24 protein-coding genes are annotated in these 25,224 nt (G+C 55.6%); 23 read left to right on the plus strand and 1 reads right to left on the minus strand.

The genetic code is table 11. The features are described 5' to 3' along the window. The first annotated feature begins 12 nt into the window (after positions 1–12). From icmF to ETR37_RS10550, 3 genes are all read left to right on the plus strand, one after another. A complete protein-coding gene (gene icmF / locus ETR37_RS10540) occupies positions 13–3,273 on the plus strand; it encodes a fused isobutyryl-CoA mutase/GTPase IcmF (RefSeq protein ID WP_129447230.1) in 3,261 nt (1,086 codons plus the stop codon). A 380-nt stretch (positions 3,274–3,653) separates the two neighbouring features. Continuing rightward, the gene (gene rpoE / locus ETR37_RS10545) at positions 3,654–4,211 is read left to right on the plus strand and encodes a DNA-directed RNA polymerase subunit delta (RefSeq protein ID WP_033005068.1); all 558 of its coding nucleotides are present in this window, start codon (positions 3,654–3,656) and stop codon (positions 4,209–4,211) included. Between the two features lie 160 nt (positions 4,212–4,371). Next, positions 4,372–5,967, plus strand: a complete 1,596-nt coding sequence (locus ETR37_RS10550) for a CTP synthase (RefSeq protein WP_020754390.1) — start codon at positions 4,372–4,374, stop codon at positions 5,965–5,967. Positions 5,968–6,147: 180 nt separating this feature from the next. Here ETR37_RS10550 and ETR37_RS10555 read toward each other — a convergent pair whose 3' ends face one another. Continuing rightward, entirely contained in the window at positions 6,148–6,669 is a 522-nt protein-coding gene (locus ETR37_RS10555; protein WP_025949631.1) for a DUF2529 domain-containing protein, read from the minus strand. 123 nt (positions 6,670–6,792) lie between these two features. Here ETR37_RS10555 and ETR37_RS10560 point away from each other — a divergent pair, with 123 nt between their 5' ends. The 20 genes from ETR37_RS10560 (at position 6,793) to glyA (ending at position 25,082) form a co-directional block, all read left to right on the plus strand. Beyond that, entirely contained in the window at positions 6,793–7,155 is a 363-nt protein-coding gene (locus ETR37_RS10560; protein ID WP_013146624.1) for a response regulator, read from the plus strand. Positions 7,156–7,364: 209 nt separating this feature from the next. Next, the gene (locus ETR37_RS10565; RefSeq protein WP_011232853.1) at positions 7,365–8,228 is read left to right on the plus strand and encodes a class II fructose-bisphosphate aldolase; all 864 of its coding nucleotides are present in this window, start codon (positions 7,365–7,367) and stop codon (positions 8,226–8,228) included. Between the two features lie 75 nt (positions 8,229–8,303). After that, complete coding sequence (gene fsa, locus ETR37_RS10570) at positions 8,304–8,945, plus strand: fructose-6-phosphate aldolase (RefSeq protein WP_011232852.1); 642 nt, start codon at positions 8,304–8,306, stop codon at positions 8,943–8,945. A gap of 132 nt (positions 8,946–9,077) precedes the next feature. Next, positions 9,078–10,364 (plus strand): UDP-N-acetylglucosamine 1-carboxyvinyltransferase, encoded by a 1,287-nt coding sequence (locus ETR37_RS10575; RefSeq protein WP_081132712.1) that lies wholly within the window; start codon positions 9,078–9,080, stop codon positions 10,362–10,364. A 34-nt stretch (positions 10,365–10,398) separates the two neighbouring features. Next, a complete protein-coding gene (gene glpX, locus ETR37_RS10580) occupies positions 10,399–11,361 on the plus strand; it encodes a class II fructose-bisphosphatase (RefSeq protein WP_013146621.1) in 963 nt (320 codons plus the stop codon). Between the two features lie 252 nt (positions 11,362–11,613). Continuing rightward, a complete protein-coding gene (rho, locus tag ETR37_RS10585; protein ID WP_020754397.1) occupies positions 11,614–12,888 on the plus strand; it encodes a transcription termination factor Rho in 1,275 nt (424 codons plus the stop codon). A gap of 257 nt (positions 12,889–13,145) precedes the next feature. Beyond that, positions 13,146–13,346, plus strand: coding sequence for a 50S ribosomal protein L31 (rpmE, locus tag ETR37_RS10590; RefSeq protein ID WP_011232848.1), 201 nt, complete (start codon positions 13,146–13,148; stop codon positions 13,344–13,346). 401 nt (positions 13,347–13,747) lie between these two features. Further along, entirely contained in the window at positions 13,748–14,371 is a 624-nt protein-coding gene (locus ETR37_RS10595) for a thymidine kinase (protein WP_074042862.1), read from the plus strand. A 17-nt stretch (positions 14,372–14,388) separates the two neighbouring features. After that, a complete protein-coding gene (locus ETR37_RS10600; RefSeq protein WP_014196961.1) occupies positions 14,389–14,571 on the plus strand; it encodes a hypothetical protein in 183 nt (60 codons plus the stop codon). A 135-nt stretch (positions 14,572–14,706) separates the two neighbouring features. Beyond that, positions 14,707–15,147 carry a hypothetical protein gene (locus ETR37_RS10605; RefSeq protein ID WP_011232846.1) on the plus strand — a complete coding sequence of 147 codons (441 nt, stop codon included), beginning with the start codon at positions 14,707–14,709 and terminating at the stop codon, positions 15,145–15,147. A 95-nt stretch (positions 15,148–15,242) separates the two neighbouring features. Continuing rightward, positions 15,243–16,319, plus strand: coding sequence for a peptide chain release factor 1 (gene prfA, locus ETR37_RS10610; RefSeq protein ID WP_033005971.1), 1,077 nt, complete (start codon positions 15,243–15,245; stop codon positions 16,317–16,319). After that, on the plus strand, positions 16,309–17,190 hold the full coding sequence (prmC, locus tag ETR37_RS10615; RefSeq protein WP_033005969.1) for a peptide chain release factor N(5)-glutamine methyltransferase: 882 nt from the start codon (positions 16,309–16,311) through the stop codon (positions 17,188–17,190). Before prfA ends, prmC begins: the two co-directional genes overlap by 11 nt. Positions 17,191–17,249: 59 nt before the next feature. Further along, a complete protein-coding gene (spoIIR, locus tag ETR37_RS10620) occupies positions 17,250–18,113 on the plus strand; it encodes a stage II sporulation protein R (RefSeq protein ID WP_015376069.1) in 864 nt (287 codons plus the stop codon). Between the two features lie 129 nt (positions 18,114–18,242). Then, positions 18,243–19,310: an L-threonylcarbamoyladenylate synthase gene (locus ETR37_RS10625; RefSeq protein WP_013146615.1), complete on the plus strand. Its 1,068-nt coding sequence runs from the start codon at positions 18,243–18,245 to the stop codon at positions 19,308–19,310. Between the two features lie 412 nt (positions 19,311–19,722). After that, positions 19,723–20,274, plus strand: coding sequence for a manganese efflux pump MntP (locus ETR37_RS10630; RefSeq protein ID WP_011232841.1), 552 nt, complete (start codon positions 19,723–19,725; stop codon positions 20,272–20,274). Positions 20,275–20,527: 253 nt separating this feature from the next. Further along, on the plus strand, positions 20,528–20,974 hold the full coding sequence (locus ETR37_RS10635) for a low molecular weight protein arginine phosphatase (RefSeq protein ID WP_011232840.1): 447 nt from the start codon (positions 20,528–20,530) through the stop codon (positions 20,972–20,974). Positions 20,975–20,999: 25 nt separating this feature from the next. Next, a complete protein-coding gene (locus tag ETR37_RS10640) occupies positions 21,000–22,289 on the plus strand; it encodes a methyl-accepting chemotaxis protein (RefSeq protein ID WP_129447231.1) in 1,290 nt (429 codons plus the stop codon). 95 nt (positions 22,290–22,384) lie between these two features. Further along, entirely contained in the window at positions 22,385–22,831 is a 447-nt protein-coding gene (gene rpiB / locus ETR37_RS10645; protein WP_025949616.1) for a ribose 5-phosphate isomerase B, read from the plus strand. Positions 22,832–23,172: 341 nt separating this feature from the next. Then, complete coding sequence (locus tag ETR37_RS10650) at positions 23,173–23,751, plus strand: TIGR01440 family protein (RefSeq protein ID WP_015376067.1); 579 nt, start codon at positions 23,173–23,175, stop codon at positions 23,749–23,751. 92 nt (positions 23,752–23,843) lie between these two features. Continuing rightward, complete coding sequence (gene glyA, locus ETR37_RS10655) at positions 23,844–25,082, plus strand: serine hydroxymethyltransferase (protein WP_015376066.1); 1,239 nt, start codon at positions 23,844–23,846, stop codon at positions 25,080–25,082. Positions 25,083–25,224 lie beyond the last annotated feature (142 nt).

Below are 25,224 nucleotides of genomic sequence, written 5' to 3' on the forward strand. Positions count from 1 at the left end.
GGAGAAGAAACGATGGCGCACATTTACCGTCCGAAGCATCACGTCCGCTTTGTGACTGCATCGAGCTTGTTTGACGGCCATGACGCCTCAATCAACATTATGCGCCGCATTTTGCAGGCGAGCGGCGCCGAGGTCATCCATTTAGGCCATAACCGATCGGTGGAGGAAATCGTCAATGCCGCCATTCAGGAAGATGTGCAAGGCATTGCCGTCTCCTCGTATCAAGGCGGGCATATGGAATTTTTTAAATATATGTACGACCTGCTCCAAGAGCGGGGGGCGTCCCATATCCGCATTTACGGCGGCGGGGGCGGCGTCATCATCCCGCGGGAAATCAAAGAGCTGCACGAATATGGCATCGCCCGCATTTTCTCGCCGGAAGACGGCCGACGCCTCGGCTTGCAAGGGATGATCAACGTCATGCTTGAAGAGTGCGATTTTCCGACCGTGACGACGGTGACCGATGAACTGGAGCGGCTTCCGTCCGGCGATGTGCAGGCGATCGCCCGGCTCATCACGCTGTGCGAATACCGCGCTGAGGCGGACAACAAAGAGGCGGCCGCGGCGGCGGAAGCCGCCATTGAACAAGTGAAGGCGCTCGAGAAGCGCGTGCCGGTGCTCGGCATCACCGGCACAGGCGGGGCTGGGAAAAGCTCGCTCACCGATGAGCTCGTCCGCCGCTTTTTAAACGAAATTCCGGATATCAAAATCGCGATCTTGTCCGTCGACCCGACGAAGCAAAAAACGGGCGGGGCGCTGTTGGGCGACCGCATCCGGATGAATGCGATCAACTCGCCGCGCGTTTACATGAGAAGCTTGGCGACGCGCCATTCCCGCTCCGAGTTGTCGCCCGCGATTCGCGACGCCATTTCGGTTGTCAAGGCGGCCGGATTTGATCTTGTCATCATTGAAACGAGCGGAATCGGCCAAGGCGACGCCGCCATTACCGAAGTGTGCGACGTGTCGATGTACGTCATGACAAGCGAGTTCGGCGCGCCGACGCAGCTTGAGAAAATCGACATGATCGATTATGCCGATTTGATTGTCATTAATAAATTCGAGCGCAAAGGGTCAGAAGACGCAAAACGACAAGTGCAAAAACAATATCAGCGCAGCCATCAGCTGTTTGACCGCGATGTTTCGGAAATGCCGGTGTACGGCACGATCGCCAGCCAGTTTAACGACCCAGGCACGAATACGCTCTTTGTCGCGCTTGTGGATACGATCAATCAAAAAGCAGGAACGAATTGGAAAACAAGCTTAAAAACGGTCGCCAATGTCGAAAAGCATAATGTCATCATCCCGAACGAGCGCCGCTACTATTTGCGTGAAATCGCGGAAACGGTCCGCTCGTACCACCGCCGCGCCGAGCAGCAAGTCGAGGTGGCCCGACGCCTCTTCCAAATCGAAGGGGCCATCGAAGCGGCGAAGGAACGGGGCGAAGCGGAAGACGTGATCCGCGCGCTCGAGACGCTCAAAGCGGATTATGAGGCGAAATTGACGCCGGAATCGAAGCGCATTTTGGCGACATGGGAAGAAACGAAAGCGAAATATGCGGCAAAACAATTTGTCACGAAAGTGCGCGATAAAGAAATCGTGACCGAACTGACGACGAAAACGTTGTCCGGTTTGGACATTCCGAAAGTCGTCTTGCCGAAATTCAAAGACTACGGAGAGATTTTGCGCTGGGTGTATAAAGAAAACGTCCCTGGCTCGTTCCCGTATACGGCCGGCGTCTTCCCGTTCAAGCGCCAAGGCGAAGACCCGAAACGGCAGTTTGCCGGCGAAGGGACGCCGGAGCGCACGAACCGCCGCTTCCATTACTTGTGCAAAGAAGATAAGGCGAAGCGGCTTAGCACGGCATTTGACTCCGTGACGCTCTATGGCGAAGACCCGGACTGGCGGCCGGACATTTTCGGCAAAGTCGGGGAAAGCGGCGTCAGCGTCTGTACACTTGATGATATGAAAAAGCTGTACAAAGGGTTTGACTTGTGCGACCCGCTCACATCCGTGTCGATGACGATCAACGGTCCGGCTCCGATTTTGCTGGCGATGTTTATGAATACGGCGATTGACCAGCAAGTCGAGAAAAAAGAGGCCGAGCTTGGCCGCCCGCTCACGCCGGAAGAGTACGAACAAGTGAAAGCGTATACGCTGCAAACGGTGCGCGGCACGGTGCAAGCCGATATTTTGAAGGAAGACCAAGGGCAAAACACGTGCATTTTCTCGACTGATTTCGCCTTAAAAATGATGGGCGACATTCAAGAGTATTTCATCAAGCACCGCGTCCGCAACTACTACTCGGTGTCGATCTCCGGCTACCATATCGCCGAGGCGGGGGCGAACCCGATCACGCAGCTGGCGTTTACGCTTGCGAACGGCTTTACGTATGTCGAGTATTACTTGAGCCGCGGCATGCACATTGACGATTTTGCGCCGAACTTGTCGTTTTTCTTCAGCAACGGCCTCGATCCGGAGTATTCGGTCATCGGCCGCGTCGCCCGCCGCATTTGGGCGATCGTCATGCGCGAAAAATACGGCGCCAACGAACGGAGCCAGAAACTGAAATACCATATCCAAACGTCCGGCCGTTCATTGCACGCGCAGGAGATCGATTTCAACGACATCCGCACGACGCTGCAGGCGCTTCTGGCGATTTATGACAACTGCAACTCCCTGCATACGAACGCCTATGACGAAGCGATCACGACACCGACCGAAGAGTCGGTCCGTCGGGCGATGGCGATCCAACTCATTATCACGAAAGAGTTTGGCTTGACCAAAAACGAAAACCCGCTTCAAGGGTCGTTCATCATTGAAGAGCTGACCGATTTGGTCGAAGAAGCGGTGTTGCAAGAGTTTGAACGGCTCAACGACCGCGGCGGCGTGCTTGGGGCGATGGAGATGCAATACCAGCGCGGCAAAATTCAAGACGAATCGCTTTACTATGAAACGAAGAAACATAGCGGTGAACTGCCGATCATCGGCGTCAACACGTTCTTGAACCCGAATCCACCGTCAGAAGAGGAGCTGAACAACATTCAGCTCGCCCGGGCGACGTATGAAGAAAAAGAGACGCAAATCCGCAACTTGCGCGAATTCCAAGAGCGGAACAAAGACAAAGCCGGTCCGGCGCTTGAACGGCTGAAGCAAGTGGCGACAAGCGGCGGCAACATTTTCGAAGAATTGATGGAAACGGTGAAAGTCGCCAGCCTTGGACAAATCACCCGCGCCTTGTACGAAGTCGGCGGACAATACCGGCGGAATATGTAATTCAAGCGCGTTCCGTTGTTCACAGCTTTCGATGGACGGCCTCGATCACAATGGATAACGGCCCGTTGAACTTTAGCAGATCGGTAGAATGATAGGCAGCGGCTGTCGGTTCGCTGGAGGCGAAACGCACGGAACGCGGATGAGGCCAGAAGATGAAGACGAATGGGCTTCGTAAGGAAAAAGTGGAGCGGTGTGAACAAAGGTGATTGTGACAACGGATATGTCGGAATCGGAAGGAGGGCCACCCTCGCCGCAGGGCTGCCCTCCTTTGCTTTTTTCGGCAAATGGGTAGCATAAACCCCGACAATTTGTTTATAATGAATGGTATGTATTCCACTTGCATTCATTTGTTTCATTAATATAGAAGGGGAGTGCTGAACTTGAGCCTGCAGCAGCAATACTCGCCGGAGGAATTGCAGGAGATGTCGTTCGTCGAGCTGGCGAACCTCATTTTGCTTGACAAGCGGGAGGCGCTGCCGTTTGATCAACTCGTTCGTGAAGCAGCAGCGCTGGCCGGCATATCGGAAGAAGTGGTGGAGGCGCGGCTGGCCCAATATTACACCGATTTAAACATCGACGGCCGGTTTATTTGCGTTGGAGAAAACGTCTGGGGATTGCGCGCATGGTATCCGTTTGACCAGACAGAAGACGAAACGGTGACGATCGTCAAGCCGAAGAAGAAGAAAAAAGCGCTTGACGATGAATACGATGAATACGACGAGCTGCTTGAAGATGGAGATCTCGATTACGACGATTTGGATGAATATGATGAGGAAGAGCTCGAGCTTGATGAAGATGAGCTCTTGGAAGATGAAGAATTCGATCTAGATGAAGATGTCGCGTTTGACGATGACATTCTCGGCGATGAAGAGTTTGAGCTGGACGATGCGCCGCTTGATGAAGAGCTCGATCTCGAAGAGCCGGAGGAAGACGAATAACCGCTTGACTTTGCCAGGGGAACCCGGTACAATGTGTGTTGGGCTCTTGAAAACGAACAAATTGATCGCTCCCTTACGTACGGTAAGCGGAGCGTTTTTTATTTGCGCCTTTCGCAAACACTGAAACTGTTACCGCAATTTCGGCAAGGGGGAAGACAAAATGACGAAATACATTTTTGTGACGGGCGGCGTTGTTTCCTCGCTCGGGAAAGGGATTACGGCGGCTTCGCTTGGACGTTTGTTGAAAAATCGCGGGTTGAACGTGACGATCCAAAAGTTTGACCCGTACATTAACGTCGATCCAGGGACGATGAGCCCGTATCAGCACGGCGAGGTGTTTGTCACGGACGACGGTGCAGAGACGGATTTGGATTTAGGGCATTATGAACGGTTCATCGACATTAATTTAAACAAATACAGCAACGTGACGACAGGAAAAATTTATTCCGCCGTCATCCGCAAAGAGCGCCGCGGCGATTACCTCGGCGGCACAGTGCAAGTCATTCCGCACATTACCAACGAAATTAAAGAGCGCGTCTTCCGGGCCGGAAGAGAGACGAACGCCGATGTCGTCATTACGGAGATCGGCGGCACGGTCGGCGATATTGAATCGCTTCCGTTTTTAGAAGCGATCCGCCAAATCAAAAGCGACGTTGGCCGCGAAAACGTCATGTACATCCACTGCACGCTTGTGCCGTACATCAAGGCGGCTGGGGAAATGAAAACGAAGCCGACGCAGCACAGCGTGAAAGAATTGCGCAGCCTCGGCATTCAGCCGAACGTCATCGTCGTGCGCACGGAAATGCCGATGCCGCAGGAAATGAAAGAGAAAATCGCCCTCTTTTGCGATATTGATCCGAAAGCGGTCATCGAGGCGCGCGATGCCGACACGCTGTATGCGGTCCCGCTTATGCTTCAAGAACAAAAGCTGGACCAAATCGTGTGCGAACATTTGCGCCTCAACTGCGGCGAAGCGGATATGACCGAATGGAAAGCGCTCGTCGAGAAAGTGCGCAACTTATCGAAAACGACGAAAATCGCTTTGGTCGGCAAATACGTCGAGCTCCCGGACGCCTATATTTCTGTTGTGGAGGCGCTCCGTCATGCGGGGTATGCGTTTGACACCGACATTGATATTCAGTGGATCAATGCGGAGCATGTGACTCGTGACAATGTGGCCGACCTGTTGAAAGATGCGGACGGCATTTTGGTTCCGGGCGGGTTTGGCGACCGCGGGGTCGAAGGGAAGATTGAGGCGATCCGCTACGCCCGCGAGCAGCGCGTGCCGTTTTTGGGCATTTGCTTAGGAATGCAGCTTGCCTCGATTGAATTTGCTCGCCATGTTGTCGGGTTGTCCGGCGCCCATTCGTCCGAGTTTGACCCGAACACGCCGCATCCGATCATCGACTTGCTTCCGGAGCAGAAGGATGTCGAAGATTTAGGCGGCACGCTCCGCCTCGGCTTGTATCCGTGCAAGCTGCAGGAAGGGACGCTTGCCTACGCCGCCTACGGCGATGAAGTCATTTACGAGCGCCATCGCCATCGGTACGAATTCAACAACCAATACCGGCCGATCATGGAAGAGCACGGCTTCGTCTTTTCCGGCACGAGTCCGGACGGACGGTTGGTTGAAGTGATCGAACTCAAGGATCATCCGTGGTTCGTCGCCGCGCAATTCCACCCGGAATTCACCTCGCGCCCGACGCGGCCGCAGCCGTTGTTCCGCGAGTTTGTCAGAGCGTCGCTGAAAGAGTAACGAAAAAGGGGCTGTCCCAAAAAAGCCGTAGAACGGCCTTTTGGGTCCAGCCCCCTTTCTTTTTTGGATATTTTTCATCTTGTCAAGCACGATGCCCATTGATCAGGCGCCGTTTTTTGGGCGGTTTCTATACCTCTTTGCCTTCAGCCGGCGGGAGAGCGCTCGTTTTCATGGCGGCTGTTATTCATATTCCGCCAAAATTTCATCGAGCAACACGCGCAGTCCGTAGTAGATGAATGAAGCGGTGATGATCGTCGGCATGCCGATGCGGCGGCCGTCTTCGGTCGGCACGAGCGGGCGGGAAAGTTTGCTGTCGATAAAGACGGTGGCCATATCGGCCAGTCCGGGTTCATCCTTGACGAGCGCCGCGACGGCCACTGCATCGACGCCGTGCGCCTGCAGCTGTTCGGCGAGGCGAATGGCCTCAGCATCATTGGAAAAGCGGGCAAATAGAAGCGCTCGGTCCGTTTCCTGCCAGTCATCGGTTGCTGTCGGCTCAAGCCGTTTGGCTTTCGGCAGCGGATCGGGGCCAAGAAGCGCGGCGGTGACGACCGCATCGAGTTCACCGATGCCATACAGCCAAATGCGCCCATCACCGATGGCGGCCTGAGCGAGCAGACGCGCCCCGTCTTCGAGCGCCAGCTCTTCGTCCGCGGCGATTTTTTGCAACAATCCGATCGTTTGCGTCGTTAAAATTTTCACGGTTCGGCCTCCCTTCGCCGCTATTATACAAAATCGGCAAACAACAAGAAAAGCAAGCAGGAAATGGGTTTGCCAAATGCGAAACATTAATAGGGAGAAAACAGGGAATAGAGGTGCATAACGGTGGGAAACAAAATTTTAATTGTCGATGATCAATATGGCATCCGCATTTTGCTCAACGAAGTGTTTCAGCGGGAGGGGTATGTAACGTATCAGGCCGCCAACGGCATGCAGGCGCTCGAAATCGCCCGCAAACATCACCCCGATCTTGTGCTTCTGGATATGAAAATTCCTGGCATGGACGGCATTGAAATTTTAAAACGGTTGAAAGAGATTGATCCGGATATTAAGGTGATCATCATGACCGCCTACGGGGAGCTCGATATGATTCAAGAAACGAAAGAGCTCGGGGCGCTGATGCATTTTGCCAAGCCGTTTGATATTGACGATTTGCGCGTTGCCGTCAAAAAATACATTACCGCCTAGACAGCGCCATCGATGAGCGGCTTTCCTTTGGCAAAGAAAGCGAAGCAATAAGTATGGATGACGCTGTCGTCTTTCGGAGATGAAAGGGTGGAAATGTTGCCGTTTTGCCGGCAAGTTGATATGCTTATAAACGTAGATGCATTTTGCGCCGATGGATTCAACCACCGTCATGGCGACAAAGACGACGATCAGCTAAGGAGGATGGAACCATGCCGTTAGTATCAATGAAAGAGATGTTGAACGAGGCGCTGCGCGGCAAATATGCGGTCGGTCAATTCAACATCAACAACTTGGAATGGACGCAAGCCATTTTAGCGGCGGCCGAAGAGGAAAAATCGCCGGTCATTCTCGGCGTCTCCGAAGGGGCGGCCCGCTATATGAGCGGATTCAAAACGGTCGTCAATATGGTCAAAGGGTTAATGGAAGACATGAACATCACCGTTCCGGTCGCCATCCATCTCGACCATGGATCGAGCTTTGAAAAATGCAAAGCGGCGATTGACGCCGGGTTCACCTCGGTTATGATTGACGCCTCCCACCATCCATTTGAAGAAAACGTCCGCATCACCTCGCAAGTCGTTGAATATGCTCATGCGCGCGGCGTTTCGGTCGAAGCGGAGCTCGGCATCGTCGGCGGGCAGGAAGACGACGTCGTCGGAGAAGGGATCATTTACGCCGACCCGAAAGAGTGCGAAGAGCTTGTCAAACGGACAGGCGTCGACTGTCTCGCCCCGGCGCTCGGTTCTGTGCACGGCCCATACAAAGGAGAGCCGAAGCTCGGATTTGCCGAAATGGAGCAAATCCGCGATTTAACCGGCGTTCCGCTTGTGCTCCACGGCGGCACCGGCATTCCGACCGAACAAATTCAACGCGCGATCTCCCTTGGCACATCGAAAATCAACGTCAATACCGAAAACCAAATGGCGTTTACCAAAGTCGTCCGCGAACTGCTCGCGAAAGACCCGAACGTCTATGATCCGCGCAAAATCATCGGCCCGGGCCGCGATGCCATCAAAGCGACGGTCATCGGCAAAATGCGCGAGTTTGGCTCGTCCGGAAAAGCAGCGCGATGAATCGGCTTCGCGGGCGGCGTTTGGCCGCCGCGCGGCTGCCTTTGCATGTGCAACGAATAACAAGGAGGGTTCAGCATGAAATTTTTTATCGACACTGCCAACTTGGAAGAAATCAAACACGCCCATGAACTCGGCATTTTGGCCGGCGTCACGACCAATCCGAGCCTCGTGGCGAAGGAAAACGTATCGTTCCATGATCGGTTGCGCGAAATTACATCGATCGTTTCTGGTTCGGTGAGTGCTGAAGTCATTTCGACCGACGCCGCTGGCATGATCGCGGAAGGAGAAGAGCTGGCGAAAATCGCCCCGAACATTACGATCAAAGTTCCGATGACGCCGGAAGGCTTAAAAGCAGTCAAGGCGTTCAGCGAAAAAGGGATTCAAACGAACGTGACGCTTGTGTTCACCGCCAACCAGGCGCTCTTGGCCGCACGCGCCGGCGCGACGTACGTCTCTCCGTTCCTCGGCCGCCTCGATGACATCGGCCATAACGGTTTAGAGCTCATTTCCACCATCGCTGAGATTTTCAACATTCATGGCATTGAAACGGAAATCATCGCCGCTTCGATCCGCCATCCGCACCATGTGACGGAAGCGGCGTTGCGCGGGGCGCATATTGCCACGGTTCCGTACAAGGTGCTGATGCAATTGTTCAACCATCCGCTGACCGATCAAGGAATTGAGAAGTTTCTCGCCGACTGGAATCGGCAAAAATGAAAGTAAGCCGTTTGCCTCTTGGGTGAAGCGGGCTCGCTCTGCCGCGTTCAGGCCGGACGTGATGAGCCCGCCCGGCTTTGCTTTTTCGTCCCAGGGGTGAAGCCAACTTCCGAGCAAAGAAGGGAGACGACGATGGATAAAATGAAAATTATCGGCGGAGATCGGCTGCGGGGAACGATCAAAGTGAGCGGTGCGAAAAACAGCGCGGTCGCTTTGATTCCTGCAGCGATTTTGGCCGATTCGCCGGTGACGATCGAGGGGTTGCCGGACATTTCCGACGTGCACATTTTAGGAAGCTTGATCGAAGAAATCGGCGGCTCGTTTTCGTTTGACGGCAAAGAGGCGGTCATCGACCCAACGAATATGGTGTCCATGCCGCTTCCGAATGGGAAGGTGAAAAAGCTGCGCGCCTCCTACTATTTGATGGGGGCGATGCTTGGCCGCTTCAAAAAAGCGGTTGTCGGCTTGCCGGGCGGATGTCATCTCGGTCCGCGCCCGATTGACCAGCATATCAAAGGGTTTGAGGCGCTGGGCGCCACCGTAACGAACGAGCAGGGCGCCATTTATTTGCGCGCGGAAGAACTGCGCGGAGCCCGCATTTTTTTGGACGTCGTCAGCGTCGGCGCGACGATCAACATCATGCTGGCGGCGGTGCGCGCCAAAGGGCGGACGATTATCGAAAATGCGGCGAAAGAGCCGGAAATCATCGATGTCGCGACATTGCTTTCGAATATGGGCGCGAAAATCAAAGGAGCTGGCACCGATGTGATCCGCATTGACGGCGTCGAAACATTATCGGGCTGCCGCCATGCCATCATCCCGGATCGGATCGAAGCCGGGACGTACATGATTGCCGCCGCGGCCACCAATGGCGAAGTCGTCGTCGACAACGTCATCCCGCAGCACGTTGAATCGCTGACGGCCAAATTGCGCGAAATGGGGGTGCGCGTGGAGACGGGGGAAGATCAAATTCTCGTCTGCGGCACCGACGTTTTGAAAGCGGTTGACGTCAAGACGCTCGTCTATCCGGGCTTCCCAACGGATCTGCAGCAGCCGTTTACCGCGCTGCTGACAAAAGCCAACGGCACAAGCGTCGTCACCGACACGATTTACAGCGCCCGCTTCAAGCATGTCGATGAATTGCGGCGCATGAACGCCAATGTAAAAGTCGAAGGCCGCTCAGCCATCGTCACCGGCCCCGTCAAACTGCAAGGGGCGAAAGTGAAGGCGAGCGATTTGCGCGCCGGGGCGGCGCTTGTCATTGCCGGGCTGATGGCCGAAGGAATGACGGAGATCACCGGCGTCGAGCATATCGACCGCGGCTACAGCAACCTCGTCGAAAAACTGTCTGACATCGGCGCCACTATTTGGCGCGAAAAAATGACCGATGAAGAAATCGAGCAAGTGAAAAACGCGTAACGTCCAGTCGACAAAGGGGAAGGGGAGAACGACGATGGAACGAAGCTTATCGATGGAACTCGTGCGCGTCACCGAAGCGGCGGCGCTTGCCGCCGCCCGCTGGATGGGGCGCGGGAAAAAGAATGAGGCTGATGACGCCGCGACGTCGGCGATGCGCGACGTGTTTGACACCGTGCCGATGAAAGGCACCGTCGTCATCGGCGAAGGGGAAATGGACGAAGCGCCGATGCTGTATATCGGGGAAAAGCTCGGCAACGGTTATGGCCCGCGCGTCGATGTCGCTGTCGACCCGCTTGAAGGGACGAACATCGTCGCTTCCGGGGGATGGAACGCCTTGGCTGTCGTCGCTGTTGCTGACCACGGCCATCTGCTTCATGCGCCGGACATGTACATGGAGAAAATCGCCGTCGGGCCGGAAGCGGTCGGGATGATTGACATTGAGGCGCCGATCATCGACAATTTAAAGGCGGTCGCGCGAGCAAAAAACAAAGATATTGAAGACGTCGTCGCGGTTGTCCTCAACCGTCCGCGCCATGAGCGTCTCATTCATGAGCTGCGTGAAGCCGGCGCCCGCATTAAGCTCATCAATGACGGCGATGTCGCCGCCGCCATTAACACGGCGTTCGACCATACCGGCGTTGACATTTTGTTCGGCTCGGGCGGCGCGCCGGAAGGAGTGCTCGCGGCGGTCGCGTTGAAATGCCTTGGCGGCGAACTGCAAGGGAAGCTGCTGCCGCAAAACGACGATGAAGTCGAGCGGTGCAAACAAATGGGTATTGACGTCAACAAAGTGTTGCGCATGGACGATTTGGTGAAAGGAGACGACGCGATTTTTGCCGCCACCGGCGTCACCGACGGCGAGCTGTTGCGCGGCGTGCGGCTGAAAGGGGCGTACGGCCTCACCCACTCCGTCGTCATGCGGGCCAAGTCCGGCACGGTCCGCTTCATCGAAGGGCGGCACAGTTTGAAGAAAAAACCGAACTTAGTCATCAAATGATATCCTACCATTCGGCCGGGCGCCGGAGCCGCGCCTGGCTCGGAAAAACAAAAAAATATTGATTAAAAAGAAGAAAAAAGGGTAAAATAGTCGTGTTGCTTATGCAAAAATAAGCTCTGCCATTCTACTTCTTTATTTCATTTCAGCCTTCATCATCTTCGAAATGAATCCCTTCGCCTGTCGAATTGATGACCAATACGTCCGAACACGAACGATGGGAGAATAGGAAAATTTGCAAAGTGTGGTGTCAAGATGGAATTAACGTTAGCAGCACTAGAAAACATGAAATTGAAGGAGCTGTATGAGCTCGCCAAGCAATACAAAATTTCATACTACAGCAAGTTGACGAAAAAGGAGCTTATTTTTGCGATTTTGAAAGCGCGTGCCGAACAAGACGGCCTCTTTTTCATGGAAGGCATCCTCGAAATCATTCCGTCGGAAGGATTCGGCTTTTTGCGCCCGATCAACTATTCCCCGAGCTCGGAAGACATTTACATTTCCGCTTCCCAAATCCGCCGTTTTGATTTGCGCAACGGGGATAAAGTATCCGGCAAAGTGCGGCCGCCGAAAGAAAATGAACGCTACTTCGGCTTGCTTCATGTCGAAGCGGTCAACGGCGAAGACCCGGAAGTCGCCAAGGAGCGCGTTCACTTTCCAGCGTTAACGCCGCTTTACCCGAATCGGCAAATGAAGCTGGAGACAACGCCGGACAAGCTGTCGACCCGCATCATCGACTTGATCGCTCCCGTCGGCTTTGGCCAGCGCGGGTTGATCGTCGCGCCGCCGAAAGCTGGCAAGACGATGCTGCTGAAGGAAATTGCCAACAGCATCACCACAAACCACCCGGATGTCGAGTTGATCGTCTTGCTCATTGACGAACGGCCGGAAGAAGTGACCGACATCGAGCGGTCGGTGCAAGGCGATGTCGTCAGCTCGACGTTTGATGAGGTGCCGGAAAACCATATTAAAGTGGCCGAGCTTGTCTTAGAACGGGCGATGCGATTAGTTGAGCATAAGCGTGACGTCGTCATTTTAATGGACAGCATCACCCGCCTCGCCCGGGCGTACAACTTGGTCATTCCGCCGAGCGGACGCACGCTCTCAGGAGGGATCGACCCAGCGGCGTTTCATCGCCCGAAGCGGTTTTTCGGCGCGGCGCGCAACATCGAAGAAGGCGGCAGCTTGACGATTTTGGCGACCGCCCTCATTGACACCGGGTCGCGCATGGATGACGTCATTTACGAGGAATTTAAAGGCACCGGCAACATGGAGCTCCATCTTGACCGCTCGCTCGCCGAGCGCCGCATTTTTCCAGCTATTGACATTCGCCGTTCGGGAACGCGCAAAGAGGAGCTGCTCATCCCAAAAGAACATTTGGAAAAGCTGTGGGCGATCCGCAAAACGATGGCCGATTCGCCCGACTTTATCGAGCGGTTTTTGAACAAATTGCGCCGGACGAAGTCAAACGAAGAGTTTTTCGCCTTGCTCGATCAGGAGTGGAAACAGGGCGGCCCGCTCCGTCTGTAGGCCGTTGGCGGAATTTGCCGCGAATCGCCCGTTGCAAACTGACAGAAAAGCTGTTATAATCTTAACATGTGTGTTTTGGCTATCGCCTTTTGGTTTGTGCGATCCGTGATTTGCACCGGCCGGGTTCGCTTCGGTGGAGTCCCGGCTGTTCCATGCGCTGCGCCTTGCCAAACGGGCGGGCGCGCATAAGCATGAAGCGTTCCATGCTACGAATCACTCTGTTTCCATCAGATACAGGGCGGAAGGAGATGAAAACGATGAAACAAGGCATCCATCCAGAGTACAAAAAAGTCATCGTCCGTTGTGCATGCGGCAACGAATTCGAAAGCGGTTCGGTCAAAGACGAGCTGCGCGTGGAGATTTGCTCGGAATGCCATCCGTTCTTCACGGGCAAACAAAAATTTGTTACGGCAGCGGGCCGCGTGGATAAATTCAATAAAAAATACGGCCTTAAGTAACAAGGACGTGACGAAAGCAGGCAAGCGAAACTTGCCTGCTTTTTCGTGAGAGCATATAGATGCAACGGAGAAGTTTACCATATCTTTGACGGAAAAGCGGTTTGCCCCTTTTCGACTGTCGGAGGAAAGCCACAGGCTTCTCCGTCACGACTTGGCGTGACGGAGGACCGAACAACCGCCTGCTTCACAGACCCATATATGGGTCTTTAAGCGGCGTTGTTCGGTCGCCCGACAGTCGATCAAATACTCGGTAAAAGTTGCAAATCGTAAAGCTTCAAATTGCATCTATACAGATGGAAGGCCGGTTGCTTACAAGGCTGATCCCGCTGATCGTCGCGATGGCAGACGGCAAGGAGCGGCCGATGGTTTGAGGACAGTGTTGTGTGAAAGGAGAGGCCCCAATGTACGTGATGACGCAGTCCGGCTGGCTTGAGGTCATTTGTGGATGCATGTTTTCCGGCAAATCAGAAGAATTGATTCGCCGCGTCCGCCGCGCTCAGTTTGCCAAGCAGGAAGTGAAAGTGTTCAAACCGACGATCGACAATCGTTATAGCGAAGACGCAGTCGTGTCGCACAACGGCAATTCGGTGATCGCCATTCCGGTCGCGACGCCGGCGGAAATGTTCCGCTACATTTCCGCCGCCACCGACGTCGTCGCCATCGATGAAGTACAGTTTTTTTCCGACGACATCATCGATGTGGTGCAAACGCTCGCTGATTGCGGCTACCGCGTCATCGCCGCGGGGCTCGACCAAGATTTTCGCGGTGAACCGTTTGGCCCCGTGCCGGCGCTGATGGCGATCGCGGAGTCGGTGACGAAGCTGCAGGCGGTTTGCACGGTATGCGGTTCCCCGGCCAGCCGGACGCAGCGGCTCATTAACGGTGCGCCCGCCTCTTATGACGATCCGGTGATTCTCGTCGGCGCCAGCGAGGCGTACGAGCCTCGCTGCCGCCATCACCATGAAGTGCCTGGCAAACCGAAAAAGCGATACAACCGCCCGCTTGCTGGACATACGGGTGAGTGATGGTGAGGCGGTCACTGATGTTGTTTGGCCGCTTTCATCGGCCAAGTGGCGAAGCGCAGCCATCGTTGATGGAAACGGTGCATATTCGTATGTTTCGCCGACCGAGAAGGGCGGAAGCGGCGCCATCATTCTCGCCCGTCTCGTGCGTCCATTCGCTATGGGAGGAAAAAGCGTTTGGCATGCGGCTCGTTCATCATTGATCGTTCGCTTGACTAGGCTGCCCCTTTTGTTCGTTCGCCGCAAAATAGACGAATGATGGCAGAAAGATTTATGGCTTGCCGTGTATCATTGACGGGCGATCATGGACATCCTAACAGCTAAGGAGGCGAAAAAGGATGAGACGCATCTGGCTGTTAGGAATGATCTTCCTGCTTTCGGCCTGTTCGCTCGCTCCGGATCATCCGTCCTACCGCCAGCAAAGCGAGGACAAAAACGGCGCGCGGCTGATGACGGACGGGCGGCCGAAGATCGACGCTGACAGAGACTTGTACAACAACTTCGACGATCCGGAAAACGTGCGGCAAAACCCGAATTTTATCAGCTTGACCGAAGGAAGCGAAAACCAGCGCGCCGATACGCGCAAGGCAGCACAACTCATCGAGCGGTACACCGATTACCACGCCGACTCCATCTGGTTTCACGGCGGCAATATGTATGTGACCGTTGATGCACCGGAAGAGCTGTCTGACGAGGAGCGGCAGCGCGAGGCGCAACGCATTGACAAGTTGCTGACAAAAGCGATCCCGACATACGAGATCATCGTGCGCGTCAACTGAGAGCTCCCGCTTGCCAAAAGCGGGGGTTTTTGTTTGGCTTCATTTCATGCTATAATCTAAAATTAGACTGTGTGGGAAAAACAGAGGTGAATGATGTGTTTGATCGGTTGGAAGCTGTGGAGCAACGGTATGAAAAGCTCAATGAACTGTTGATGGACCCCGACGTCATCAACGATCCGAAAAAGCTGCGCGATTATTCGAAAGAGCAGGCGGATTTGGAAGAAACGGTGCAAACGTACCGTGAATACAAATCGGTTCGCGAGCAGCTGGCCGAAGCGAAAGCGATGCTTGAGGAAAAGCTCGATCCGGAGCTGCGCGAGATGGTGAAAGAGGAAATTGACGAGCTGGAAGAACGGGAAGAGGCGCTCGTTGAAAAGCTGAAAGTGTTGCTTTTGCCGAAAGATCCGAACGATGAGAAAAACGTCATTATGGAAATCCGCGCGGCCGCCGGCGGCGAAGAGGCGGCGCTGTTTGCCGGCGACTTGTACCGGATGTATACGCGCTATGCGGAATCGCAAGGGTGGAAGACGGAAGTGATCGAAGCGAGTCCGACCGGCCTCGGCGGCTATAAAGAAATCATTTTTATGATCAACGGCAAAGGGGCGTATTCAAAGCTGAAGTTTGAAAACGGCGCGCACCGCGTCCAGCGTGTCCCGGAAACGGAGTCAGGCGGGCGCATCCATACGTCGACGGCGACGGTCGCCTGCCTGCCGGAGATGGAAGAAATCGAAGTCGAAATCAATGAAAAAGACATTCGCGTCGACACGTTCGCCTCAAGCGGACCGGGTGGGCAAAGCGTCAACACGACAATGTCGGCCGTGCGCCTCACCCATATTCCGACCGGCATTGTCGTCACGTGCCAAGACGAAAAATCGCAAATCAAAAACAAAGAAAAAGCGATGAAAGTATTGCGTGCCCGCATTTATGACAAGTACCAGCAAGAAGCGCGCGCCGAATATGACCAAACGCGCAAGCAGGCAGTCGGCACCGGCGACCGTTCCGAGCGCATCCGGACGTACAACTTCCCGCAAAACCGCGTCACGGACCACCGCATCGGATTGACGATCCAAAAGCTCGATCAAGTGCTCGATGGCCACCTCGACGAAATTATCGAGGCGCTCATTTTGGACGATCAGGCGAAAAAATTGGAGCAAGCGAACGATGCGTCGTAACGTCCACGAAGTCCTCGCCTGGGCTTCTTCTTTTTTGCGCGCCCACGGAAAAGAGGAGCGGGCGGCAGAGTGGCTATTGTGCCACCATTTAGGCGTGGACCGGGCCGGGCTGTTCGCCCGTTGGCGCGAGCCGGTCGACGAAGCGGTATATGAACGGTTTGCGGCCGATGTGCGCCGCCATGCGGTGGATCATGTGCCGATTCAATATTTGATCGGCTATGAATCGTTTTACGGCCGGCCGTTTCTTGTCAACCGCCATGTGTTGATCCCGCGCCCGGAAACGGAAGAACTGGTGCTTGGCGTCCTAAAACGGGTGCCGCGCCTATTTGCTGGTCGGAAGCGGATCGATGTCGTTGACGTCGGCACTGGCAGCGGGGCGATCGCCGTGACATTGGCGCTGGAGAACAAAGCGTTGTCGGTGACCGCAACCGATATTTCCGAAGCGGCGCTCGCGGTCGCCCGTGAAAACGCCCGGCGGCTCGGGGCGAATGTTTCATTTTTGTGCGGCGACTTGCTGCAGCCGATCATGGCCATGGGGTGGACGGTCGATGTCGTCGTTTCCAATCCACCGTACATTCCAGAGACGGACGCCGCTATGCTTTCCCCGGTCGTCAAAAACTATGAGCCGCACACGGCGCTCTTTGGCGGCCGCGATGGGCTCGATTTTTACCGCCGCTTCGCCCGCGAGTTGCCGCTTGTGCTCGGCGCGCCGGCGCTTGCCGCTTTTGAAGTCGGCGCCGGGCAAGGGGAAGCAGTGGCGGCGCTCTTGGCCGCAGCGTTTCCAGAAGCCGAAGTGGAAGTCGATTTTGACCTCAACGGCAAAGACCGGATGGTGTACATGACGCGGCCGAAAAACGGGAAAACGTGTTAGATTGATAGGTTTAAAAACGAGCGGCGCCGTCCACAATGAAAGGTGAAAGGACGGTGCCGATGATGACCATCAAAGGAAATGCCATTGCCATATGTTTATATATCATTCTATTAACGACAGGCGTACTCGTCGAGCTGTACGGCCACAAGACGGACGCCGGGGCGAACGCGGCGGTCGCCATCCCTGATGAGGCCATCCGCCTGCGCATTTTAGCCAACAGCGACGCCGATGAAGACCAACAATTGAAGCGAAAAGTGCGTGATGCGGTCAATGCGCAAATCAACGGCTGGGTGGCCGAACTCACTTCGTTTGAGGAAGCAAAGCGCGTCATCCGCTCTCACCTGCCGGACATCGAGCGGACGGTCGCCCGCGTGTTGCGCGATGAACAAAGCGATCAAACGTACAAAGTGGAGTTTGGCCCGGTTCATTTTCCGACGAAAGTGTACGGCAACTACGTATATCCGGCTGGCATCTATGATGCCGTGCTGATCACGCTTGGGGAAGGAAAAGGAGCAAACTGGTGGTGCGTTCTGTTCCCGCCGCTTTGTTTTCTCGATTTTTCCAACAGCGATGCCGTCATGATGGCGGCGAACCGATCGCCTGCCGGAACGAATGAACCGGTGTCGGCTGGGAGCGTCCGGTCAATGGAAGCCGGGTCGAAGCAGAACAGCGAGTCGGCCGAAGCGGAAGCTGAGGCGATGCGAAGCGGCGAGCAGGCCATCGAGCGGGACGAACCGAAAGAGGAGAGGGGTGCGATGGCGGAAACCGAAGATCGCGCCGCTTCGTCCATCCATGCGGATGGCGAGAAGGACAAAGGGCACACTGACGATCAAGAATCGTCCTTCGTCGTCATGGCCGAGCCGGAACAGCCGGTGGAAGTCAAATTTTTCTTCAAAGAGTGGCTCAGCCATCTCATTCCATAAGCATCTATCCACAAAGTTATCCACAAAAATAACAAGTTTATTCACAATTTGTGTATAACTGTGGAAAGGCATCGGGCGGCGATCTGACGCTTGTAAAAAAAGCCGCCATTTTCAAGGCGAATCACGGCGATGGAGAAGGTGAAACGATTGAAAACGCGTGTTTGGGTTGTGGATAATATTGTTGATAAACAGCAAGTTTATCCACAAATACGAGAGGCGGTTGAATGGCTGCGGGCCGGGGAAGTTATCGCATTCCCGACGGAAACGGTGTACGGGTTGGGGGCTGATGCGGCCAATACAGCCGCGGTGGAAAAAATTTTCGCCGCCAAAGGGCGGCCGAGCGACAATCCGCTCATCGTTCATGTCGCCAGCATGGCCCAAGCGGAGGCGGTAGCCGCCTCGATCCCACCGATGGCGAAAACGTTGATGGAGCGGTTTTGGCCGGGGCCGCTCACGTTAGTATTGCCAAAACGGGCCAAAGCGGTGTCTGAACGGGTGACGGCCGGGCTGCCGACGGTGGCGGTGCGCATGCCGGATCACCCGCTGGCGCTGGCGTTGATCGAGGCGAGCGGCTTGGCGTTGGCCGCCCCGAGCGCGAATCGGTCAGGAAGGCCGAGTCCGACGACGGCGGCGCACGTGCTTGCCGATTTAGACGGGCGGATCGCCGGGGTGATCGACGGCGGGCCGACCGGCGTGGGCGTTGAATCGACGGTGCTCGATTGCAGTGGGGGCGTGCCGACGATTTTGCGCCCGGGAGGAGTGACGAAAGAGGCGCTTATTGAAGCGATCGGCCGCGTTGAAGAGGCCGCTGCTGTGGATGACGAGGCGGCGCCGAAAGCGCCGGGGATGAAATATACGCATTATGCGCCGAAAGCGCCGCTTTGGATCGTCGCCGGCCCGCCCGCGTTTTTGCAGCGGCTTGTCGATGAAAGCCGGGCGGAAGGGAAAACGGTCGGCGTGTTGACGACCGAGGAGAACCGGGATCAGTATGCGGCCGATGTCGTGCTGCCGTGCGGAACGCGCCAGGCGCTTGAGACGGTCGCGAGCCGGCTGTACGACACGCTGCGCCGATTTGATGAAACGAACGTCGATCTCATTTACAGCGAGGCGTTTCCGGAAGAAGGAATCGGCGCGGCGATCATGAACCGGCTCCGCAAAGCAGCCGGCGGACGCGCCATCAGCGAACAGCGGAAATGAAAGGACGGCCGTCTGTATAGATGCAGTGAACAAGTTTCACATATCCTGGTCGAAAAAGCAGCTTGTCTATTTTTTGACGGTCGGAGGCAAGCCGCAGGCTTCTTCGTCGCGCCTTGGCGTGACGGAAGACCGAACGGAAACGCGCTTCACAGATCCATGTATGGGTTTGGAAGCGGCGTTGTTCGGTCGTGCGATAGTCGAGAAAACGGCTCTGCAAACGGTAAGGTTCAAATGGCAACTAGAGGATTTGGGGGATGCCGTTTCCAAGCGCGAAACCGGTCTGTTGTGGACCGGTTTTTTCTTTTCCGTCCGCCCGTCAATCAGGCGGCGCCCATTGGCTGCCCGCTCTGCTTCTAAACTGCCCTGGACGTGCATATGTTTAGCAATAAGGCCGGTCCGGGAGGGAAGAAACATGGGCGCATTCATCGGCGAAATCATCGCGCTGTCAATGATGGCGCTGGCGCTGGGCATGGACGCGTTTTCAGTCGCTTTAGGAATGGGGCTGTTGCGCCTCCGGCTGCGGCAAATGTTTTATATCGGGTTGACGATCGGCTTGTTTCATATTCTCATGCCGCTTGCTGGCATGGCGGTCGGCCGCCTGCTGTCGCGCGAGTTCGGAAGTGTCGCGACATACGCGGGCGGGGCGCTGCTGTTATGGCTTGGCGGGCAAATGATCATCGCCTCGTTCCGGAGGGACGATGGCTCACCGCTGTTTCCGCGTGGGGTGGGGTTGCTTTTTTTTGCGTTCAGCGTCAGCCTAGACAGCTTTTCCGTCGGGCTGAGCCTCGGCATTTTCGGAGCGCGGACGATGGTGACGATTTTGCTGTTTGGTCTGTTCAGCATGGTGCTGACATGGGTTGGGCTTTTTGTCGGCCGCCATTTTCAGCAATGGCTCGGTTCGTACAGCGAAGCGCTCGGCGGCAGCATTTTGCTGGCGTTCGGGCTCAAGCTGCTTTTTCTATAAACGGCGGCAGGCGGTTTTCCTTCAGTGGAAAAAAGCGGACGGCCTGCTTTTTTGCGGCTCTTCACCAAAAGTTGTACTTGATTTTTTCTGAACATACCCTATTTACGCTTGTGAGGGAAAATCAGCACTTTTTGCCTATCCTTACGCAGGAAACCGCATTGCTTGTCAAGTACATGTTGTGGTGAAGAGCCTTTTTTTGCTCTTTTCCCTATGGTATATTGATGGTAAGTCATTGATGTGAAGAGGTGGTTGTATGCCATACCGCATTTTGTTCGTCTGCACGGGCAATACGTGCCGAAGCCCGATGGCCGCTGCATTGTTGGAGAATAAGCAGCTGCCAGGCGTCGAGGTGAAATCGGCCGGCGTGTTTGCGGCGGAAGGGAGCGAGGCGTCGGTTCACGCCAAGACGGTGTTGAAGGAAAAAGGAATCGAAGCGGCCCACCGCTCCTCGCAGCTGAAAAAAGAGCATATCGACTGGGCGACGCACGTGCTGGCGATGACATCCGGCCATAAAGAAATGATCGTCGAGCGTTTCCCAGAAGCGAAGGACAAAACGTTTACGTTGAAGCAGTTCGTCTCGGGAACAGACGGCGACATCGCCGATCCGTTCGGCGGGCCGATTGAAGTGTACCGGGCGGCGCGCGATGAGCTGGAGACGCTCATTGACCGCTTGGCGGAAAAGTTGCAAACAGAACAATGAGGTAAAGAAGTGAGGGGGAACACAAATGGGGGGGACAAGTCATCGGTTCGGTTTGCGCCTGAAGCTCGTCGTCTTTACGACAGCGTTGGCGCTGATCACGTATTCAACGAGCGCCTTTTTCTTGTACGTTTTGTATGATCAGTGGTTCGCCTCATGGAACAAAAGCGTGTTCACGATGATCGTGTTGCTCCTTGGCATCTTTTGGTCCGGAGTGCTTGCCTATTTGGCCGCTGGCTGGATTACAAGGCCGCTGCAACGGCTCGAGGAAGCGGCGGCAAAGGCGACGGAAGGGCATATCGATGAGGATGTTCCGCTGCCCTCTTCCCATGACGAAATTCGCTCGCTGGCTGTCGCGTTCAACCGGATGCTCGGCCATTTGCGCGCAGTCGTCGCCAATGTGGAAGAGAGCGCAGCGCGCACGACGGAAAAGACGGCGGAAATGAGGCAGGCGTCCGAAACAGCGTCAAACCGTGCACGCGATATTGCAGCGACCATTGACGACATTTCCAAAGGGGCGGCGTCTTCGGCCGAGGCGATTCAAGAGGCGGCTGCGGCGGCCGAGGATGTGCTCGCCATCGCCGTGCAAGTCAAAGAAACAGCCGAGCGTGCGGAACAGTCGGTATATGGGATGGCCGAAACGCTGAAGGCAAGCCGCGATATCACCCATTCGCTCATTAGCGGCATCGGAAAGCTGGCTGACGATCAAGAACGGTCGCGGGCGGCTGTCAAGCAGCTCGAAGCACACGCCAATCAAATCGGCAACATTACGTTGCTTGTCGCGGACATCGCTGAACAGACGAACTTGCTTGCGCTCAATGCTTCCATTGAGGCAGCCCGCGCCGGCGAGCACGGCCGGGGGTTTGCCGTCGTCGCCGAGGAAGTGCGCAAGCTGGCTGATGAGAGCGCCAAGGCGGTCAAGAAAATCGCGGAACTGGTCGGCAACATTCAAAATGAAGTCGCCCGTGTGGTGGCGCAAATGGACAAGCAGGTGGCCGCCACAAACGCTGAGGCGGCCAAAGGGGAGCGCACGAATGAGGCCATTGCGGCCATGGCGGCCTCAGCTGATGAAGTGATCTGCGCCGTCCATGACATCGCTGAGCTGGCGAAGCGTCAAATGGGGCATATGGAGCGGGCCGCGGCGCAAACGCAAGAAGTGGCGGCGATTGCTGAGCAGACGTCCGCCGGCGCGCTCGAAGTTGCGGCGGCGACCGAGGAGCAGGCCGCATCGATCAACGATGTGCATCAACTGGCTGGCGAGTTGGTTGAACAGGCCGAACAATTGCAGGCGGCTGTCGCCCGGTTCCGCACTCGTTGATGCACGCGCAAATATGATTCATCGAAAGGAGGAAGGGCGATTCCTCCCTGGCTTTCGCTATCACGGCGAAGCCTAGGGCTCCTCGCCCGAACGTGATGAAAGTCGCGATTGCTTCTGACCATGGTGGAGTTCGCATTCGTGAGGAAATTAAAGCACTGTTGGATGAAATGGGAATCGAGTACACCGATTTTGGCTGCGATTGTGAAACATCGGTCGATTACCCGGATTACGCGCTTCCCGTCGCGGAAAAAGTGGCGCGCGGCGAATTTGATCGCGGCATTTTGATCTGCGGCACCGGCATCGGCATGACGATTGCCGCCAACAAAGTGAAAGGGGTGCGCTGCGCCCTTTGCCACGACGTCTACAGCGCCAAGCTGACGCGCATGCATAATGACAGCAACATTCTCGCGATGGGGGAGCGCGTCATCGGCCCCGGCCTGGCGCGCGAAATCGCCAAGGCATGGCTTGAGACCGAATTTGAAGGCGGACGCCATGCGCGGCGAATCGGCAAAATCGCCGACTATGAAAACAAGCATTTGTAGGCGGAACCAGGGCCGCATCGGAGCGGATGCGGCCTGTGGGCCATAAGCGAAAGGTGTGGGCGTCTAGCTTCATGAGGGCAGCAGCGCAAAGGCTGGGAATTCGGCGATGTTCACAACAAACGCTGTTCATCTTTCGCGAATCATTGGTGAAAATACTAGAAGGCCATTGAAAAACAGCCGTTTTTTTGAAATGGATGATTCTCAAGTGAAGGAAGAGCAGCATGTATAAGGTTTCTCCATTTGAAAAGCAACGTGATGGAGCCGCATTTTTCGTTACATCACCAGACTTCTAGTGTTCGTCAAGGATCGTGTGGGGCACACCGTGCGAAGGAGGGAAGGGAATGGACGCACGATTGACCGAATGGCGGCAGCAATGGCAAGCCATCTTGCATGAGTTTCGCCAACAGGCGCCGCTTGGCCGCGGCGATGTCGTTGTGATCGGCTGCAGTACGAGCGAGGTGCTTGGCGAGCGGATCGGCACGGCTGGATCGATGGACGTTGCCGCCATGCTGTTTGCCGAGCTTGACGCGTGGCGGCGCGAAACCGGCATTGCGCTCGCGTTTCAATGTTGTGAACATTTAAACCGGGCGCTTGTTGTCGAACGGGAAACCGCCAAAACTCACGGGCTGGAGATCGTTTCGGTCGTTCCGGTGCCGAAAGCGGGTGGGGCGATGGCTGCCTACGCCTATCGAACGTTCGCTGACCCGGTCGTTGTCGAGGCGATTCGCGCCGATGCCGGCATTGACATCGGCCATACGCTCATCGGCATGCATTTGAAGCCGGTTGCCGTTCCCGTGCGCGTTTCGGTGAAGCACATTGGATCGGCGTGCGTGACGCTGGCGAAAACGCGGCCGAAGCTGATCGGCGGCGCCCGAGCGGTCTACTCGTTGGAAAATCCGAATGATTCCTGTTCTTTCTAGCGGTTTTATTCATTTTTTCTTTGAATTTGCCTAGCTGAAGCTGATAAAATAAAAACGAATATTCACTGATTTCGCATAAGGGGGAGCTATTGATGAATTACTTGCCACAACAAGATCCGCAAGTGTTCGCCGCTATTGAGCAAGAGCGGAAGCGGCAGCATGCGAAAATTGAACTGATCGCCTCGGAAAACTTTGTCAGCCGCGCGGTCATGGAAGCGCAAGGGTCGGTTTTGACGAACAAATATGCGGAAGGCTATCCGGGACGCCGCTACTACGGCGGTTGTGAATATGTCGACATCGTCGAAGAGTTGGCGCGCGAGCGGGCAAAGCAATTGTTCGGAGCGGAACATGCGAATGTCCAGCCGCACTCGGGGGCGCAGGCGAACATGGCCGTTTATTTCACTGTTTTGGAGCACGGCGACACGGTGCTTGGCATGAACTTGTCGCACGGCGGCCATTTGACGCACGGCAGCCCGGTCAATTTCAGCGGCATTCAGTACCATTTTGTCGAATACGGCGTCGATCCAAAAACGCATGTCATTGACTATGACGACGTGCGCGAAAAAGCGCGCCTTCACCGGCCGAAGTTGATCGTCGCCGGCGCGAGCGCTTATCCCCGCATCATCGACTTCGCCAAGTTCCGCGAGATTGCCGATGAAGTCGGCGCCTATTTAATGGTTGACATGGCCCATATTGCCGGTCTTGTTGCGGCAGGTGTTCATCCGAACCCGGTTCCGTACGCCCATTTCGTTACGACGACGACGCACAAAACGCTGCGCGGTCCGCGCGGCGGGATGATTTTATGCCAAGAGCAGTTCGCCAAACAGATCGACAAAGCGATTTTCCCTGGCATTCAAGGCGGCCCGCTCATGCATGTTATTGCCGCGAAAGCCGTCGCGCTCGGTGAAGCGCTGCAAGACGACTTTAAAGTCTACGCGAAGCGCGTCGTGGAGAATGCCAAACGGCTCGCAGCCGCCTTGCAAAACGAAGGATTCACCCTCATTTCCGGCGGCACGGACAACCATTTGCTGCTTGTCGATTTGCGCCCGCAACAACTGACCGGGAAAACGGCGGAGAAAGTGCTCGATGAGGTCGGGATTACGGTCAACAAAAACACGATTCCGTACGATCCGGAAAGCCCGTTTGTCACAAGCGGCATCCGCATCGGCACGGCCGCGGTCACGACGCGCGGCTTCGGATTGGAAGAGATGGACGAAATCGCCGCCATCATCGGCCTTGTGCTGAAAAACGTCGGCAGCGAACAAGCGCTTGAGGAAGCGCGCCAACGCGTCGCCGCTTTGACAGAAAAGTTTCCGCTCTATCAAGACTAAGCGCCGCCGCTTCGTCCGAAACCGTACGGTGCACCGCCTCCGGATTTGGCGGTGCGCCTTTTTCCGTTCGTTCGGCAGTTGAATAGGCGCTCGTTTTCCAGTAGAATGTATAGAAGTGCAGCGCATACATACGGAAGAGGAG

The organism is Geobacillus sp. PK12 (genome assembly GCF_004123125.1).
In the GTDB taxonomy this organism is placed as follows: Bacteria; Bacillota; Bacilli; order Bacillales; family Anoxybacillaceae; genus Geobacillus; species Geobacillus zalihae.

Excerpts from the sequence above, each read along its gene's own strand:
- ETR37_RS10550 (WP_020754390.1), top strand. The coding sequence starts at position 4,372 with ATGACGAAATACATTTTTGTGACGGGCGGCGTTGTTTCCTCGCTCGGG.
- prmC (WP_033005969.1), top strand. The coding sequence starts at position 16,309 with ATGCGTCGTAACGTCCACGAAGTCCTCGCCTGGGCTTCTTCTTTTTTG.
- ETR37_RS10595 (WP_074042862.1), top strand. The coding sequence starts at position 13,748 with ATGTACGTGATGACGCAGTCCGGCTGGCTTGAGGTCATTTGTGGATGC.
- glpX (WP_013146621.1), top strand. The coding sequence starts at position 10,399 with ATGGAACGAAGCTTATCGATGGAACTCGTGCGCGTCACCGAAGCGGCG.
- ETR37_RS10640 (WP_129447231.1), top strand. The coding sequence starts at position 21,000 with ATGGGGGGGACAAGTCATCGGTTCGGTTTGCGCCTGAAGCTCGTCGTC.
- ETR37_RS10630 (WP_011232841.1), top strand. The coding sequence starts at position 19,723 with ATGGGCGCATTCATCGGCGAAATCATCGCGCTGTCAATGATGGCGCTG.
- fsa (WP_011232852.1), top strand. The coding sequence starts at position 8,304 with ATGAAATTTTTTATCGACACTGCCAACTTGGAAGAAATCAAACACGCC.
- spoIIR (WP_015376069.1), top strand. The coding sequence starts at position 17,250 with ATGATGACCATCAAAGGAAATGCCATTGCCATATGTTTATATATCATT.
- ETR37_RS10625 (WP_013146615.1), top strand. The coding sequence starts at position 18,243 with ATGGAGAAGGTGAAACGATTGAAAACGCGTGTTTGGGTTGTGGATAAT.
- rpmE (WP_011232848.1), top strand. The coding sequence starts at position 13,146 with ATGAAACAAGGCATCCATCCAGAGTACAAAAAAGTCATCGTCCGTTGT.
- ETR37_RS10575 (WP_081132712.1), top strand. The coding sequence starts at position 9,078 with ATGGATAAAATGAAAATTATCGGCGGAGATCGGCTGCGGGGAACGATC.
- ETR37_RS10635 (WP_011232840.1), top strand. The coding sequence starts at position 20,528 with ATGCCATACCGCATTTTGTTCGTCTGCACGGGCAATACGTGCCGAAGC.
- ETR37_RS10650 (WP_015376067.1), top strand. The coding sequence starts at position 23,173 with ATGGACGCACGATTGACCGAATGGCGGCAGCAATGGCAAGCCATCTTG.
- glyA (WP_015376066.1), top strand. The coding sequence starts at position 23,844 with ATGAATTACTTGCCACAACAAGATCCGCAAGTGTTCGCCGCTATTGAG.
- rho (WP_020754397.1), top strand. The coding sequence starts at position 11,614 with ATGGAATTAACGTTAGCAGCACTAGAAAACATGAAATTGAAGGAGCTG.
- icmF (WP_129447230.1), top strand. The coding sequence starts at position 13 with ATGGCGCACATTTACCGTCCGAAGCATCACGTCCGCTTTGTGACTGCA.
- ETR37_RS10600 (WP_014196961.1), top strand. The coding sequence starts at position 14,389 with ATGTTGTTTGGCCGCTTTCATCGGCCAAGTGGCGAAGCGCAGCCATCG.
- ETR37_RS10565 (WP_011232853.1), top strand. The coding sequence starts at position 7,365 with ATGCCGTTAGTATCAATGAAAGAGATGTTGAACGAGGCGCTGCGCGGC.
- ETR37_RS10605 (WP_011232846.1), top strand. The coding sequence starts at position 14,707 with ATGAGACGCATCTGGCTGTTAGGAATGATCTTCCTGCTTTCGGCCTGT.
- rpiB (WP_025949616.1), top strand. The coding sequence starts at position 22,385 with ATGAAAGTCGCGATTGCTTCTGACCATGGTGGAGTTCGCATTCGTGAG.